The sequence below is a fragment of the Liquorilactobacillus hordei DSM 19519 genome (assembly GCF_019443985.1).
GTDB classification, from domain to species: domain Bacteria; phylum Bacillota; class Bacilli; order Lactobacillales; family Lactobacillaceae; genus Liquorilactobacillus; species Liquorilactobacillus hordei.
In genome coordinates, this window is record NZ_CP049303.1 from 1,674,653 (window position 1) to 1,691,694 (window position 17,042).

Below are 17,042 nucleotides of genomic sequence, written 5' to 3' on the forward strand. Positions count from 1 at the left end.
TTTTGGCCCAGCCCCCTCTCCAATTTATTTTATGAAGCTTGTTTGTCATCTAAAATAAGTTTTGGCATTTCATTACCATCTACACTTTTTTGATTAATAACTACTTGTGAAACATCAGTACGACTAGGTATTTCGAACATTACATCACGCATCGTATTCTCAACAATTGAGCGTAAACCACGAGCTCCTGTATTACGTTCGATAGCCAAAGAAGCTATTTTTTTGAGCGCATCTTTATCGAACTTGAGTTTTACATTATCAAGTTCAAGTAATCTGCTATACTGTTTAACTAGTGCATTTTTTGGTTCTGTCAAAATTCTTACCAGATCTTCTTCTGTCAATTTCTCCAAAGCAGATAAGATTGGTAGACGTCCGATAAATTCAGGAATCAATCCAAATTTTAACAAATCTTCAGGAATAATTCGTTGCATTAAACTTATTTTATCGTTGTAATCATCCTTTGAATCAACACCAAATCCAATTGTTTTATCTCCTAGACGATTTTTCACCATTGTCTCAATTCCATCGAATGCTCCACCAACAATAAACAAAATATTTGTGGTATCAATTTGGATAAACTCCTGTTGTGGGTGCTTACGTCCGCCCTGAGGTGGTACATTAGCAATAGTACCCTCCAATATTTTAAGTAGAGCCTGTTGAACACCTTCACCTGAAACATCACGTGTGATTGATACATTTTCGCTTTTTTTAGCAATCTTATCGATTTCATCAATATAAATAATTCCACGTTCTGCCCGTTCAACATCAAAATCGGCACTTTGAAGTAACTTTAACAAAATGTTTTCAACATCTTCTCCAACATAACCGGCTTCTGTTAATGTTGTAGCATCCGCAATAGCAAATGGAACTTGTAATATTTTCGCTAAACTTTGTGCTAAAAATGTTTTACCAGAACCAGTTGGACCTACTAGACAAATGTTACTTTTTTGTAACTCAGTTTCACTATCATCATCTTCAAGCGAAGCATTAACTCTTTTATAGTGATTATACACTGCAACTGCTAAAGTCTTTTTTGCTTGTTCTTGCCCAATAACATACTGGTTCAAAATATCAACAATTTCGCGTGGCTTAGGTACATCTGTCAATTCCTCTGTCACTTGGTCTCTGAATTCTTCATCTATAATATCTTTGCATAAATCTATACATTCATTACAGATATAAACACCAGGTCCCGCAACAATTTTTTTTACCTGATCCTGTGACTTACCACAAAAAGAACACATTACAGGTTCATTACTATCTGTATTCTCAAACATATTTAGCCCCCTAAAATTGTAACTCAAGTCTCGCTAGGTCTCTAATCATTCAATCATTATATACGTGCTATTGACTTTTGTCGATGACTTTACCTTATCAACAATTATCTTCCTCTTGAAAGAGTTGCACTTATCCGTTAGACACAAAAGAGCTGTGCCAAAACTATTGTTTTGGGGCAGCCCCTTGCTAATCATGTATAATTCGTAAAAAGTTACTTATCTTCTTTCTTTTCACGAGTTTGTTTAGCAGAATCAGCGATTTCTTCAACCACTTTACGTACTGCAATATCATGTTTTAACATTTCATCATTCAATGCTGAACGTACAGCAGTTTCTTCCATTCCGTATTGTTCTGCCAAGCTTTTAACTTCTTTAGCAACTTCTTCGTCACTAATCTTAATATCTTCTTTAGCCACGATAGCTTCCAAAACTAAATTAGTCTTTACACGTTTTTCAGAATCCTTTTCAAATTGCTTATGCAAGTCATCTTCTGAAGAACCTGTAATTTGATAATACATCTCCGGAGTGATCCCTTGTTGTTGCATGCCCGCCATATATTGATCAATTTGACGATGTACGTCATCTTCAATCATTTCTGCAGGAATATCACCAATTTTTGAATTGTTAACAGCAATATCAATAGCTTCATCTTGGATCTTTGCCTTTGCATCGGCAACTTTTTGTTCTTTCAATTCATCTTTAATCTTAGCTTTTAATTCTTCCAAAGTGTCGACTTCTTCATCAACATCCTTAGCAAAATCATCATCTAATTCAGGCAGTTGTTTAGCCTTAACTTCGTGAATTTTAACATCAAAAACTGCTTCTTTACCTTGTAAATCTTCAGCTTGATAGTCTTTAGGGAAAGTAACAGTAACAGTAACTTCCTCACCAGACTTATGACCAACTAATTGATCTTCAAATCCTGGAATGAATGAATTTGATCCTAACTCAAGAGAATGATTTTCTGCTTTACCACCATCAAAAGCAACGCCGTCAACCTTACCTTCAAAATCGATAATAACAGTATCACCATTTTCAGCAGCTTCATCTTCTTTGAGAACAAGTTCAGCTTGTTGTTGACGTAATTCTTCTAACTTGGCATCAATATCTCCAACAAGAACACGTGTAGAATGTGGTGTGACTTCAAGTCCTTTATAATCTCCCACTTCAACTTCTGGTTCTACAGAAACTTCAGCTGTTAGTACCCATGGTTGGCCCTTCTCTAAACTCTCAACATCAACATTAGGTTGTCCAACTGGCTTAATAGCTGTTTCATCAACAGCAGCTGAATATGCATCTTGCAATAAAACATTCAAAGCATCTTGATAAAGTGCTTCTTCACCATACATTCTGTTAAAAATTTGACGAGGAACCTTTCCTTTACGGAATCCTGGTACATTTAAATCCTTTTTAACACGAGCAAAGGCTACATCTAAGCCCTCTTTAATTTTATCTTGTGAAATTTCGAAAGTTAACTTTCCCTTATTTTCACTTTGTTTTTCCCATTTTGCAGACATTATTTTCCCTCCGCACGATAATTTTGTACAACCAATTTACTAATTGCATACTAAATTAGTGTACCTTAGTTATATCGAATTGTAAACAATTACACCAAAAAAAGCTTTATATAACAGTTTCTTTTTTTCTAAATTATTTTTCTAAAAAAAAAACTCGGAAAAATCCGAGTTTTCTTTGTAAAAATTAATCGTCAATTTCTGAAACAACACCAGCACCAACAGTACGTCCACCTTCACGAACCGTGAATTTAAGACCTTTTTCAATAGCAACTGGAGCGATCAATTCAACTGTAAATGTAACATTATCACCAGGCATAACCATTTCTACACCTTCTGGCAATTCAATAACACCTGTAACATCAGTTGTATGGAAGTAGAATTGAGGACGATAATTTGAGAAGAATGGAGTATGACGTCCGCCTTCTTCTTTGCTCAAGACATAAACTTCACCCTTAAACTTCTTGTGAGTCTCGATAGAACCAGGAGCTGCAAGAACTTGACCACGTTCGATTTGATCGCGGTTAACACCACGAAGCAATGCACCAACGTTATCTCCAGCTTCACCTTCATCAAGAGTCTTACGGAACATTTCAAGACCAGTAACAGTTGTCTTCAAAGGTGCGTCTCTCAATCCAACGATTTCGATTTCATCACCAACTTTAACAACCCCACGGTCAATACGACCAGAAGCAACAGTACCACGTCCTGTAATTGTAAATACATCTTCAACAGGCATCAAGAATGGTTTGTCTGTAGGACGAACTGGAGTTGGAATATATTCATCAACCGTATTCATCAATTCTTCAATCTTAGCAACTGCATCTGCATCGCCTTCAAGAGCTTTAAGAGCTGAACCACGGATAACAGGAATATCATCACCAGGGAAATCATATTCGCTTAATAATTCACGAACTTCCATTTCAACTAAGTCTAACAATTCTTCATCGTCAACCAAGTCACACTTGTTTAAGAAGACAACAAGATATTCAACACCAACCTGGCGTGCAAGTAAGATATGTTCACGTGTTTGTGGCATAGGACCATCTGTTGCAGCAACAACAAGGATAGCACCATCCATTTGAGCAGCACCAGTAATCATGTTTTTAACGTAATCAGCATGTCCTGGAGCATCAATATGAGCATAGTGACGCTTTTCTGTCTCGTACTCGATGTGAGCAGTATTGATTGTAATACCACGTTCACGCTCTTCTGGAGCTGCATCGATTGTTGCAAAGTCTTGTTGTTCAGCCAAACCTTTGTCAGCTAAAACTTTTGAAATTGCAGCAGTTAAAGTTGTTTTCCCATGATCAACGTGTCCAATTGTACCGATGTTTACATGGGGTTTTGTTCTTTCGTAATGTTCTTTTGCCATTAATACGAACCTCCTGTAGTTTTGCAAGAAAAATCCGCAACAAATATTAGTTTGCCGATAATCCTTTAAGTTTTATTATACTACTTCCAAGCAAAAATACCAACATTTTTAGTACCCTGCAAAGAAGAATTCTTAAGCTATTATATAGATACCCGCCTAATTTGTAAATAGCTATTCAAAAATAAGATTATTTCATTTCCATTTTATTTACTATTGGCTCCATTCAACTAATACTTTTTCAAGTTTTAGTGCTAACTTTTGTTCTTCATTTTCATAAGAATGAATATTCTCCAACATCAATAATTCTTTCCATTTTTTCGAATTATCAATAATTCTTTCTTCGAATGGGTACAGTAAACTTAATTTTAGTTTAATCTCATTCCATCTCAACAAATCATTATTATCATTTTGCTCAGAGATTACTTGCTGTTTTAGATCACTGAATAAATTTGTTTCCTCAAATATATGAAGCTCAACAGGTCTGATACTGTATGTCTTACCATCAATAAAAAGAAATTTTTCCTCACGCTTATCCTGTAGTTGCCTCAAATCATCCAAAATACTGACTTTAATAAGTTGATGTACGTTTTCATCGCATAATATTTTTGGTGCTGCCTCCTTGAAATCATCTAAAGGCAGACTATAACTGTCCTGTAATGCCTTTCGCTGATGTCTACCTGAAAATAATCCACAATAAATTAATGCCTTTTTTATCTCTCTAGACTTTTTCTCATCGATTTTATCTTCTTCTTTTTTTATCAAATCAAAAAAATATTTTTTTTCATTAGCGTTCATATAACTACTAACTTGCAAATATAACTTATACGTTCCAATCACATCTTCGGCCATCATCCGAGCACGAATTAAAAGCTCAAACTTTTTATTATCGGTTAAATATTCTATTAAATATTCACCAGCCAGTCTGCTAGCCTCTTTAAAATCATTTTGTCCATAACATGCTTGAAATAAAAAGAAATTAGTTCTGAAGTTTTTTCTCTTTAAATAACATTCCGCAAATAGCATCTGTGCCTTTTTGTAATTTTTATTCTCTAAGGATTCTACTCCATCAAAGAAAATCATTTGGTATTCTTTATCATCCATACTAATTACCTCCTAAAAAGGAAGAATAAAAGAGATTCACTTGTTAACTTAAGGTTTAACCACATAAAAAGACTGTACCAATCTTTCGTCATGGTCCAGCCTTCTAGTCAATGTCTTACAACAGTTTTTATTTCTTTTTTGAAAAATGCTTATGCTGATTTATTTCCATGATAACTGGTAAAATCACAGGATGCCTCTTCGTATGTTCATATAAGAAATGATTGAGCTGATCACGCACATCTTGTTTTAAATGTCCCCAGTCAAATTCCTTGTTGTCTAGATTTTTTTGGACGGCTTCTGTTACAATAGTTGCACTCTCTGCAATCAAATCACGACTTGTCTTAACATAAACAAAACCACGAGATGTAATTTGAGGACTATCAACAATTTTTTTCTTTCTTCTATCAATTGTTACTACAGCAACAAAGACACCGTCTTCTGAAAGAATTTTACGGTCTCGCAAAACAATATTTCCTATATCTCCCACACCACTACCATCAATCAGAGTATTACCAACTTCAACCGAACTAGCTAATAATAACTTATCGTGATCATATTCAATAATGTCACCTTTAGACGTAATGAAGATATTATCTTTAGAAATGCCAATTTCTTGTGCACATCTACTGTTAGCAGCCAACAGACGATATTCGCCTTGCACAGGAATAACGTACTTTGGCTTAAGTAAATTCATCATCAGTTGCAAATCATTACGGCTTGCATGACCAGAAGAATTTAACTCATCTGAGATAGCCTTAACATCTGCTCCTGCTCGATAAATCATATTTCTAGTTTTAGCAACCGCAGTTTCCATAGCATGTGAAGGAGTTGTCGTAATAAAGACTAAATCTCCTTTTTTCAATGAAACATTTTTGTGCTTACCCAAGGCCATTTTTTGCAATGATTTTAAAGGTTCACCTGAACGACCAGTTTCAAGTATAATCAAATTTTCATCAGGGATTTTTTCAATATCGGAAAGTGGTACCAACAATTCATCATTTGAAAGATGCAACTTTTCTAGCCTCAAAGCAGTATTGATTATTTCTTCAGCATCATGACCAGTTAAAATAATTTTACGATTGTTCTGTGCAGCTGCATCAAAGACTTGTTGTACACGCATTATATTTGAAGCAACACAGGCAACTACAATTCTGCCCTTCCGATACTCAAAATTCTCGTTAATAAATTCATAGATTTCATGCTCAGCAACTGGTGTATTCGGATTTTCCGCATTTGCAGAATCACTTAATAAAGCTAAAACCCTGTTCTTCCCAATTTCAGCAAGTCTTCCAAAATCCGTACGATATCCGTTAGTTGCAGTTTGATCAAACTTAAAGTCACCAGTATATACGATACTTCCCTTGTCTGTTTTGACAACTATTCCACATGATTCAGGTATAGAATGTGTCGTCTTGAAAAAGGAAACAGTTGCATTTTCAAAGTCAATTTCAGTTTGATCATTAACAACGTGAAAATCAGTAAACTTCTTTGTTTTTTCCTCATCATGTACTGTGATTTTCGCCAATTCAATTGTCAATTCAGTTCCAAAAACAGGAACATCGAACTCACTCAAGAAATATGGCAAAGCTCCAATTGCATCAGCATGTCCATGTGTTAAAAATACTCCAACAATTTTACTTGCGTTTTCTCTTAAAAAGCTAAAGTCTGGAATAACAGTATCTATTCCAAGTAATCCATTTTCAGGATACTTCAGCCCACAGTCTAAAATAAATATCTCATCACTCACCACAACAGCGTACATGTTCTTTGCATTTTCACGCACACCACCAAGTGGAATGATTTTTATATCACTCATACTTTCACCTCTCTTTTAAATATTTAATATGTTTACTAGTTGTTTAAATTGACTACTAGATAATCCCAAAATTGGCAACCTACAACCACCTACTTCAATCCCTTTATAGTTAAGAATAGCCTTCACAGGGCTGGGAGATGGTGCACTAAAGATAGCTGCCATCTTAGGTGTTAATTCACGCATTATAGAACCTGCTTCTTTGTATTTTCCTTGCTCTACAAAATTATACATTTTCTCAATTTTATCGCCATAAAGATGTGCTGCAACAGAAATAACGCCTTTAGCACCGACAGTTTTAGCAGCTAAAGCATCTGCATCCTCACCCGTATATGTCAAGAAATTGTCCGGTGTTGCCGCTACAATTCGGCTTAAATTAACATTTCCAGTACAGTCTTTAATTCCAATAATATTTTTATTTTTTGCTAAAGTAGCAATTGTTGATACTTCCATAGTAACACCTGTTCTGCCAGGAATATTATAGATAATTATTGGTAACGAACATGCATCAGCAACTGCTGTAAAATGAGCAATCATTCCTCTTTGGTCAGGTTTATTATAATAAGGTACCACGACTAATGCTGCATCAACACCGTTGATTTCTGCAACTTCATTGGTAAATTCTATCGTCTGTGCAGTGTTGTTAGACCCTGTACCTGCAATTACAGGCACTCTACCGTTAACAAACTCTACGGTCTTTTTAATCAATTCAATTTTTTCAGATTTAGTCAAAGTAGGTGCCTCGCCCGTTGTCCCTGAAACAAGCAGACCCTTTGTCCCTGAATTCAGTAAATGATCAATTAATTTTTCAAGTCTTTCGTAGCTTACCTTACCCTCCTCATCGAAAGGTGTAACCATCGCTGTAATAATTTCAGCATTATCAAATTTCATTATTTCAACCCCTACTTAGTCTGGAACTCGCATTAAATTAAGTGCATGAAGTCTTTCTGCAATTTGTACAGAATTCCATGCAGCACCTTTTAATAAATTATCAGAAACACAATATAAATGGAAAGAATTAGCTTGCTCATTATCTGCTCTAATTCTTCCAACGAATGTGTCCTTCTTGCCCTCAGCATTAACAGCTTGTGGATAAATCTGATTTTTAGGATCATCTTCCAATACAACCCCAGGTGCTTCCTTTAAGATAGATTGTAACTTTGCTACATCAGCTCCGGATTTTTCTAATTCAAACCACACTGTTTCAGAGTGCGCAACAGCAACTGGAACACGTACACATGTTGCAGTAACTTGTAAATCTTGATCTGACATAATTTTTTTCGTTTCATGAATCATTTTCCATTCTTCATGAGAGTAACCGTCGTCTTCAAAAACATCAATTTGCGCAAGTGGATTAAACGCAATTTGGTAATGCTTCTTATCACCTGAAACTGGTAAGATTTGTGGCTTATACTCTTCACCATTGAGAATTGCTTTTGTTTCATCATGTAATTCTTGAATCGCACGATTACCTGCTCCAGAAACAGCTTGCATAGTTGTAACAATTACTTTCTTTAGTCCATAAACTTTACGTAGTGGCTCCAGAGCTACAACCATCTGAATTGTTGAACAATTGGGATTTGCAATTAATCCTTTATGTTCATAAAGGGCCTTTTCGTTAACTTCCGGCACAACTAATGGAACTCCCTCTTCCATCCGAAAAGCACTTGTATTATCAACTACAACTGCTCCACGCTTTATAGCTTCGGGAGCAAACTTCTTCGACACACCACCACCTGCAGAAAAAAGTGCTAAGTTTACATCATTAAAAGAATCGGGGACAAGTTCTTCAACAACTACATCTTCGTTCTTAAATTTCAAAACTTTTCCTGCTGATCTTTTTGAGGCTAAATACTTAACACTAGCAATTGGTAACACTGATTCTTCTAGCATTTGAATCATTCGAGTGCCCACAGCACCTGTTGCACCCACAATAGCAACATTATATCCGTCCATATGAAAAACCTTCTTTTTTTCTTATTGAAACATAATTATAACATATTTAATGTAATAATTGCGCTTTTATAAAACATACTCATATTTTATTTTTCATTATTTTATCATCAAATTAATATTTTCTACTAATTATTTTTTATATAAAAAAAGAAAGTTCCCCAAAATCTTCTGCAAAGTGCAAAGATAGAGGAAACTTTCTTTTGAACAAGAACTAAATTCTTCTTATTATGAATTAACGACGCAAGCCTAAGCTCTTAATCAATTCACGATAACGTTGTACATCGTTAGCACGTAAATATGCTAATAAGTTACGACGGTGACCGATTTTCTTCATCAATCCACGTTGTGAAGCATAATCTTTCTTATGTGAACGAATATGCTCATTAAGTTCATTAATATCAAATGTCAAAACTGCAATTTGAACTTCTGCAGAACCTGTATCACCTTCGTGACGAGCATATTTCTGCATAATCTCTGTTTTCTTTTCCTTTGAGATTGCCATATTGTTTCCCCACCTTTCATAATTTAAGACACCTCTACCCCGGAATAACGTTGGTGAGCATCGTCACTCTGAGACTAGGGTCTGTGTTAAACACTAGTAAACAGTATACACATTTTAGAAATCAATTTCAACTACAAGATTAAGAAAATGAGTCAAGGAAATTTGCTTGACACTTTTTCACTTTTTTATTGCAATGTGAACAAAGCTCTTGTATAATAGCCTATGTTGAATATTTTATGATACCTGTATGGAATCATGTTATGTGGAGGTGAAATTTTTGCCAATTATCAAATCAGCTATTAAACGTGTAACTACTAATGAAAAAGCTAGCGCTCGTAATTCTTCTCAATTAAGTTCAATGCGTACTGCTGTTAAAAAGTTCGAAAGTGCTAAGACAGCAGGTGCCGAAAATGTAGAAGATTTATACAAAGCAGCTGTTAAGGCTGTCGATCAAGCTAAATCAAAAGGTTTAATCAAAGCAAATAAAGCTGCTCGAGATAAGTCACGTCTCGCAGCTCGTTTAGCGAAATAATAAAAAAGTAACATGAATAAAAACCTCGATATTGGTTTAATACCAGTATTGGGGTTTTTTCGTGACCAAATTTTCTAACATTTAAAAACTGACATTGTAAAAAATATCTACCCTATACTTTTCAAAAAGACATAAGATATTGGAAAAGTATGGCATTAAATTTATGCATTGGTTTTTAAATAGATCCGTCCATAGTACAAAAAAAGGCATTTTTATTACCTTTTTTCTGAAAAATATCCTAACATAAATAATTGGAATAATTGTTCCGCGCCCTTTTGTGAAGATTTCATCTGTTCCTCTAGTCTTACTAGTCCCGCATACTTTTCACTTAATATTTTCTTTGAATACTTCCTATTATTTTGTAAAGCCAACTTAATTCTATAGGGATGTACTTTCAATGCACTTGCAATATTTCCTTGTGCATATCCATGTTGTTGTAATATTTGTACTTGCAACAATAATCTAACTTGACCAATTAGAATTGCATTGATTTTTAACGGTTCCTCATGTTGTTCAATCAAATCAGCATACATTTCAATTGCCAATTCTACTTTATCGTTTAATACTAGTTCTCCTAAATCAAAAATATTTTGTTCTAATGTTCGAGCAACCATTCTATTTATCATTTCTTCATTAATAATCTTTGTTTTATAGGCTAACAAAAAAAGTTTAGGAAGTTCATTCATAATTAGTGATAGCTTACCTTCCGTTCTTATCTTCAATAATTCATATGCTTTAGCCTCAATAGTATAACCATTCTTACTAATTATTTTGCTTACTTCTTTTAAAGTATCTTGTTCAGAAGAATACCCACTTTCAACCAAAGTTACACTTTTTAATAATTGTTTTGTTATCTTTTTTCGTTCATCAAGTTTTTCATATGGAGCAACAAGTAATAATATTGTTCTAGGTTCAGGATTTTTAATATACTTTAAAAGTTCATCCGTATTTTGCTCTAGTTTTGCTTTTTTATTATCAGCTGTTAAGAAGAGTGGACGTTTGATAATTATTAATTTTTTTTCCCCGAAAAAAGGAGCTGAAAGTGCATCATTTAATGCATCCGTAAGCAAATTAACTTCCATGTCGTATTGTCCAATATTCATAGCTCTTTCTTCCTCAGGAATGCATTTTACAAACGTTTTTATAACTTTTTCTTGGATATACTCTTCTTTTCCAAGTATTAAATAAATATTATCAAAAGTATTTTTCTCTATCTTTGTAAATAACTCACTGATCTTCATCTAATCTCACCGTTTCCTTTTAAAAAAGTTTCAACTATTGCTCTATGATTTTCTGTTGGAATTACTTTAATCATCCCTACATCTGCAGTATTAACATAAGGTACTCCAAATTTATCCAATGTTTTTAAAGTTTCTTTATTAGGATGTCCATAATGATTATTTCGCCCTGCAGAAATTACTGCAAATTTTGGTCTTAATTTATCTACATATTCTCTTGCTGTAGATGTCTTACTACCATGATGCCCCGTCTTCAAAATATCAACTTGAAGTGTTGTAAAGAGATCAATTACTTTTTTTTCACCCTTCTGGTCTAAATCCCCACTTATAACAAACGTAGTATTCCTTAATTTGAAATTCAAAGCCACTGAATCCTCATTACTACCTACTCCTTTAGTAAAAGGATGAAGAATTTTAAAAATTCCAATTTTAGCGACCTTTGCAGTAGAGATTGGATATACCTTATTTGTATCAATTGTCGATTTCGCTAAACGAGTTCGAAATGAGTCAATATTTTCCATACCATCAGGCACAAATAACCGGTTAATTTTTATTTTTTTAGCAAGAGACGGAAAGTTTCCAACATGGTCAGTATCCTGATGCGTCAAAAAGAGATTATCAATTTTACTGATTCCTTTACTAAGCAGGTAGTTTGCAATAATGGTCTCTCCTGTTGTTTTAGCTTCCCGTTTCTTCCATTTTTCATTATTATTGAATATAACTTTACCACCAGTATCTACCAATGTGATACTCCTGTTAAATTGCTCAGTAATTAATGTACTATCGCCTTGACCAATATCAAAATAAATTACTTGGCTTTGTAAAGGAAATTTTACTATTACTGCACAAAGAATAAAAGATACAGTTAAACACGAATAGATTTTCCATGAATTTCTATTTTTTTCTAAAAGTAGTAATAAAATAATCCAAAACACTACAAAAAAAAGCGGTGGTTTCCCATAATTCCATGTAAGTGGCCAGGAACTAAGAAAAGACAATATCTTGGTAAATATTATAAGCACTTGATTACATAAAATATTTAACACAGGAACAGTTGCACCAATAATAACTGCAGGCATTATTATCCATTCAAAAAAAGGTACTATTGCGACCGATAAAAAAGTAGTCAACCAATTCCATTCATATGTATTCCACAACACAATAGGGATACTATACGCCGTTAATTTAAGACCTAAACGAATTGGACCACTTTTTCGATTAATAATTAAAATAAATGTCAATAAATAACTCAATTGAGCACCCATTGAGAACACAGTCATGGGACACCAATATAAATTTATTATTAGAACAAGTGACTCAACCGTAATTCCTGAAATTGGTGTCTTGAAAAAAAATTGAACAAACAAAATTATCCAACTCATCATTACTGAACGTAAGAGACTAGCAGAAAGGCCACCCAAAATTGCATATAATGGTAATATTATTAATAAAAACCAGGAACAAAACTCATCTGTTAGATATAGTTTGGCAAAAAGCCATTTGAATACTGAAGTAATATAAAAAACATGCATTCCCGACAAGCTGAAAAGATACAATAATCCCAACTTATTAATAATTTCGACTGGATTACTAAAATCAGAATCATAATAACCGAGTAGCAGTAATTGACTGTATCCCGCAAGTGGTTGTGGCGAATGTCCAAGAAAATTCAACAAATACTTACGTAAATCATGAATATGGGCTAAAAAAGTAGGCGTCCAAATAACTTTAGCCGCTTCTTTGTCTAATTCATTAAATCTTGTTATATTTACCACATTCGCTATATTTTTTGTTTTCAAAAACACTTGGTAATTAAACTGATTTTCATTTGTCGGTTCATCAGACAGCTTAATTGTTCCTGTAAATGAAAATACAGTAGTTTTTTCGTAGTTAAGAAATTTTCTTTTTTCATTTTTCGATTTAAGAATATAAAAGGATTGAACCTTTTGTTTTCCTTCAAGCCAAAAAGCTGAAAATTTAAGCAAATCACCATCAACTTGTAATTCATCAGGATAAAGAAAAAGATGCTGTTCTTTTATCTCAGTTTCATTAATTATAGAACGCGATATCATCTCTTTTTGCCACACAAAGAGAACGCATAATGTAAGCACCACGAAGACTAACCAAGACATGAAAATCGGTATATTTCTTAGTGCAATCATTCTAAATAAGAGAAAAATTAAGAGAGCCAAGACAATCCAATTAAATGAAAATTTTAAAAAGCAGAGAATCAGTGCAGTCATTGCAAAAAGAAAAATATTATTTTTTATGAATTAATTTCCTTAATATTTTCAAAAAGCGAATCTGTCGCTACTTTTTGCAAATATGCGGCATCAAGTTTAACTTGCTCAACTTCAACATTTTTTAATTTCATCAACTTTAATGCATATTCATCGTTATGATAGTTTCTCAAATAACATATTTTTTTAATTCCAGATTGTAACAGCATTTTTGTACACTGCAAACAAGGAAAATCGGTAACATAAACCTCGGCTCCATCAGTTGCAACACCAAATTTAGCGCATTGTAATACTGCATTCATTTCAGCATGAATTGTTCGAACACAATGTCCATCAACCAAATAGCAGCCATGTTCAATACAATGTTCATCTCCAGAAACTGAACCATTATATCCACCTGCAATAACCCTCTTATCCCGTACAAGTATTGCTCCAACTGAAAGTCTTTCACAAGTACTCCGTAAAGATAATAAGACAGCCTGCATCATAAAATATTGATTCCATGGAATTCTTTTATCTTTCATACTCTCACCTCTCACCAATCAATTATTTTAATAGTATATCAGAATTAATTTTTCAGCAATACTTGTTACATTATGGGGATACTTCAAGGTACATCTGAAATTTTTCAAATGTCTTATCACCAACACCCGAGATCTCCTTTAATTCATCAAGTTGATTAATTCTTCCATGTTCTGTTCTGTAAGCAAGTATCTGCTCTGCTTTCTTATCTCCTATTCCTGGGATTGTCTCTAGTTCTTCTTTAGTAACCTCATTAATATCATATTTATGTGTTTCAGATTCACTAACGGACTGTCCATTACTTGTTGCTGTCGTGTCAGTAACATTTTTACTACTGCTTTGTACTGTTGTTGTTAGTGAATTAGAAAATTCTCCCTCAAACGGAATATAAACGACATTTTGATCTTGTAAAATTAGTGCCAGATTTACTTGATTATTATCTGCATTTTCAAGCATTCCACCAGCTTTTTTTACGATTTCATTTACACGGGCTCCATTTTTCAAAACATAAACACCTGGATACTTTACGGCTCCTTTAATATCTATAGAAATTTCCTGTGATTTTTTTGATTTTACTTTATCTGCAGTATTTGTATCAGATTTTATTACAGTTTCACTGCTACTCTTTGAAAAGTTGAGCGAATCTTTATTTTCTGTTGACTCTTTTTTCAATATAAATACTATAAAAATACTACTTAATCCTAAAAAAATGATTATTACCGTAATGCATAATTTTTTATTATCAATCCATAATTCATAAAGTTTGTCCACAAGTCCTCCCTCCTTATTAAATAATTACGCAAAAAAATTCTTTTTGTAAAATATAATACAAAGCGGGCAGCCGACTTAACTTCGTGAATTCTTGAGTTGTAAACTACATTTGTCCAAAGTAAGTATGATATAAATGAGGATTTTACAAAAATTTGACTTATATCATATTTTTATATGAAATAAATAAATAAGTGAGGTCAAAATTTAACTTTTGACCTCACTTCTCTTGTCACTTTGATTACGTGTAAAATTATTTATTTCAGCAGAAAACCTTTACAGCAATAAAGATTATTATTTTTATTAAGTAAACAATAATGACAAAACAGCCAAAATTGCAAGTAAACCTTGTGAAAAAATAACTTTAGGATTTACTGTTAATGAACCATATATTGCCGCAATGACAACAAAGCCGACAAAAAGCAATGCTCCATAAAAAACTGCGTTACTAGGGAAAACAAATAATACTACAAGAATTCCCACTCCCACAAATCCATTATATAGTCCTTGGTTAGCCATAGCAATTTTTGCTTCTTTCTGACTTAAATATTCGGGTGATAAGCCAAAAGCTTTCTGTGACATTTTGCTTTCTACCGCAAACATTTCTAGTAACATTATAAAAATTGCTTCAAGAGCTACTAAAACAACTAAAATATAACTTAAAATGCTCATTAAACACTCCCCTTTTGAATTATTTATTTTTACTCAAATAAGTAACTGCATCTGTAATAACTTTAACAGGAATAATTTTAATCTTCAAATTAGATTTTTTAACAGTATTTTTAGCTTCTTGATAATTTGATATTGCCTGGGGATCAACTTTTTTTTCATCTTTAGAAACTGGATTGTTTGGTGCAAAGAATACCTTAGCTCCTGCACGATCAGCTGCAATCACCTTTTTATCAATTCCTCCAATATCACCAATCTTACCATCACTTGAAATTGTACCAGTTCCAGCAATATTACGACCTAGTTTTAGATTAGTTCCAGATAACTGTGAATACATCTGAAGTGCTAACATCAATCCCGCAGAGGGGCCACCAATTCCATCCATATTAGTTTTTATTTTTGTAGAACTAATTATGCGTGATCTTTCAGCGAGAGAAATACCAATCCCGCTCCTATTTGTTCCAGGTAGCTTAACAGTTTTACCAACTACCTTTTTTTGCTTTCCTTTTCTTAAATAGGTTACCTCAAGTGACGTTCCTCTTTTTTGTGCACGCACATAATTCATAAAATCAGCTGTACTTTTAAAATGTTTATTATTTACAGCTGTGATTGTGTCACCAATTTCAAGTTTGCCCTTAAAAGTTGAATTTTTAAGAATAGACATTACATATATTCCCAAGTATTCTTGTCGATACTTCTTATGTGCTAAACGTAAAGATACTGCTTTAGCTTGATTTACCGCATCGTTCATATAATACGTTTGAACTCTATCAAACTCCGAGTCCGACTCATTTCCAGATATTTCTTCTTCAGGAACACGAGATGTATACTTATCCAGATAACTAGTCAAATAAAGCAATGGTGTAGCTCTTCCTAAACTGACATAGGTTAACATCAACTTACCTTTTGTTTTATCGGTTTTCCCACTAACTTTAACATAATCAGCTACATTAACCGCTTTTCCAACTGTTTCCAAATAAACCGGCAAGGGTAAGAAACACAGGATGGCTAAAATAATAATTCCAACGCATGTTAATACATAAACTTTTATTTTTTTCATATAAGTTTATCCTTCAATGCCGCCTCAACATTTAACGGTACCAATCCATCTAAGTTTCCACCAAACTTCGCTACTTCTTTTATCAAACTGGACGAAATATGACCATAGTCCTTATCAGTAGGAATGAAAAGTGTTTCTAACCCCGGACTCAATTTTTTATTAATTGCTGCTATATCTGTCTCATATAAAAAATCGCGACTACTTCTGAGTCCTCTTAGGATTACTTGTGCCTGTAAATCTTTAGCTGCCTGAACAGTCAAAACATTTTCACGCGACTCTACTGCAACATTTTCGATATTCCGAACCTCATTTTCGATCAGTGCTACTCTTTCTACATTTGAAAAAAGCCCAGATTTATTGGTATTGGTCATCACTAATACAACGATCTCATCAAAAATTAAAGAAGCTCGCTTAATTAAATCAAGATGTCCACATGTAATTGGATCAAAACTCCCTGGGAAAACTGCCTTCATAA

The 17,042-nt window shown here is 33.6% G+C and carries 16 protein-coding genes; 1 reads left to right on the forward strand and 15 read right to left on the reverse strand.

Annotated features, from left to right (window positions below; all coding sequences use genetic code 11):
- Positions 1-29: 29 nt before the first annotated feature.
- The 8 genes from clpX to rpsO all read right to left on the reverse strand — a co-directional run bounded on the left by clpX (position 30) and on the right by rpsO (position 9,538).
- On the reverse strand, positions 30-1,277 hold the full coding sequence (gene clpX, locus G6O70_RS09325; RefSeq protein ID WP_057868976.1) for an ATP-dependent Clp protease ATP-binding subunit ClpX: 1,248 nt from the start codon (positions 1,275-1,277) through the stop codon (positions 30-32).
- Between the two features lie 212 nt (positions 1,278-1,489).
- Positions 1,490-2,794: a trigger factor gene (gene tig, locus G6O70_RS09330; protein ID WP_057868977.1), complete on the reverse strand. Its 1,305-nt coding sequence runs from the start codon at positions 2,792-2,794 to the stop codon at positions 1,490-1,492.
- A gap of 184 nt (positions 2,795-2,978) precedes the next feature.
- Entirely contained in the window at positions 2,979-4,166 is a 1,188-nt protein-coding gene (tuf, locus tag G6O70_RS09335) for an elongation factor Tu (protein WP_057868978.1), read from the reverse strand.
- A gap of 210 nt (positions 4,167-4,376) precedes the next feature.
- Positions 4,377-5,267 carry a hypothetical protein gene (locus tag G6O70_RS09340; protein WP_057868979.1) on the reverse strand — a complete coding sequence of 297 codons (891 nt, stop codon included), beginning with the start codon at positions 5,265-5,267 and terminating at the stop codon, positions 4,377-4,379.
- Positions 5,268-5,394: 127 nt separating this feature from the next.
- Complete coding sequence (locus G6O70_RS09345) at positions 5,395-7,083, reverse strand: ribonuclease J (RefSeq protein WP_057868980.1); 1,689 nt, start codon at positions 7,081-7,083, stop codon at positions 5,395-5,397.
- Positions 7,084-7,098: 15 nt separating this feature from the next.
- Positions 7,099-7,971 (reverse strand): 4-hydroxy-tetrahydrodipicolinate synthase, encoded by an 873-nt coding sequence (gene dapA / locus G6O70_RS09350; protein ID WP_057868981.1) that lies wholly within the window; start codon positions 7,969-7,971, stop codon positions 7,099-7,101.
- Positions 7,972-7,986: 15 nt separating this feature from the next.
- Complete coding sequence (locus tag G6O70_RS09355) at positions 7,987-9,036, reverse strand: aspartate-semialdehyde dehydrogenase (protein WP_057868982.1); 1,050 nt, start codon at positions 9,034-9,036, stop codon at positions 7,987-7,989.
- A 232-nt stretch (positions 9,037-9,268) separates the two neighbouring features.
- Positions 9,269-9,538, reverse strand: coding sequence for a 30S ribosomal protein S15 (rpsO, locus tag G6O70_RS09360; protein ID WP_057868983.1), 270 nt, complete (start codon positions 9,536-9,538; stop codon positions 9,269-9,271).
- 277 nt (positions 9,539-9,815) lie between these two features.
- Here rpsO and rpsT point away from each other — a divergent pair, with 277 nt between their 5' ends.
- Positions 9,816-10,070 carry a 30S ribosomal protein S20 gene (gene rpsT / locus G6O70_RS09365; RefSeq protein ID WP_057868984.1) on the forward strand — a complete coding sequence of 85 codons (255 nt, stop codon included), beginning with the start codon at positions 9,816-9,818 and terminating at the stop codon, positions 10,068-10,070.
- Between the two features lie 215 nt (positions 10,071-10,285).
- Here rpsT and holA read toward each other — a convergent pair whose 3' ends face one another.
- From holA to coaD, 7 genes are all read right to left on the reverse strand, one after another.
- Positions 10,286-11,311, reverse strand: a complete 1,026-nt coding sequence (gene holA / locus G6O70_RS09370) for a DNA polymerase III subunit delta (protein WP_057868985.1) — start codon at positions 11,309-11,311, stop codon at positions 10,286-10,288.
- Positions 11,308-13,380 carry a DNA internalization-related competence protein ComEC/Rec2 gene (locus G6O70_RS09375; protein WP_258236132.1) on the reverse strand — a complete coding sequence of 691 codons (2,073 nt, stop codon included), beginning with the start codon at positions 13,378-13,380 and terminating at the stop codon, positions 11,308-11,310. The genes holA and G6O70_RS09375 overlap by 4 nt, the downstream gene beginning before the upstream one ends.
- Before the next feature lie 194 nt (positions 13,381-13,574).
- On the reverse strand, positions 13,575-14,072 hold the full coding sequence (locus G6O70_RS09380) for a ComE operon protein 2 (RefSeq protein WP_057868987.1): 498 nt from the start codon (positions 14,070-14,072) through the stop codon (positions 13,575-13,577).
- A 70-nt stretch (positions 14,073-14,142) separates the two neighbouring features.
- Complete coding sequence (locus G6O70_RS09385; RefSeq protein ID WP_057868988.1) at positions 14,143-14,841, reverse strand: ComEA family DNA-binding protein; 699 nt, start codon at positions 14,839-14,841, stop codon at positions 14,143-14,145.
- A gap of 300 nt (positions 14,842-15,141) precedes the next feature.
- On the reverse strand, positions 15,142-15,510 hold the full coding sequence (locus tag G6O70_RS09390; protein ID WP_057868989.1) for a DUF1304 domain-containing protein: 369 nt from the start codon (positions 15,508-15,510) through the stop codon (positions 15,142-15,144).
- A gap of 19 nt (positions 15,511-15,529) precedes the next feature.
- Complete coding sequence (locus tag G6O70_RS09395) at positions 15,530-16,567, reverse strand: SepM family pheromone-processing serine protease (RefSeq protein WP_057868990.1); 1,038 nt, start codon at positions 16,565-16,567, stop codon at positions 15,530-15,532.
- Positions 16,564-17,040, reverse strand: a complete 477-nt coding sequence (coaD, locus tag G6O70_RS09400; protein WP_057868991.1) for a pantetheine-phosphate adenylyltransferase — start codon at positions 17,038-17,040, stop codon at positions 16,564-16,566. Before coaD ends, G6O70_RS09395 begins: the two co-directional genes overlap by 4 nt.
- Between the last annotated feature and the right edge of the window lie 2 nt (positions 17,041-17,042).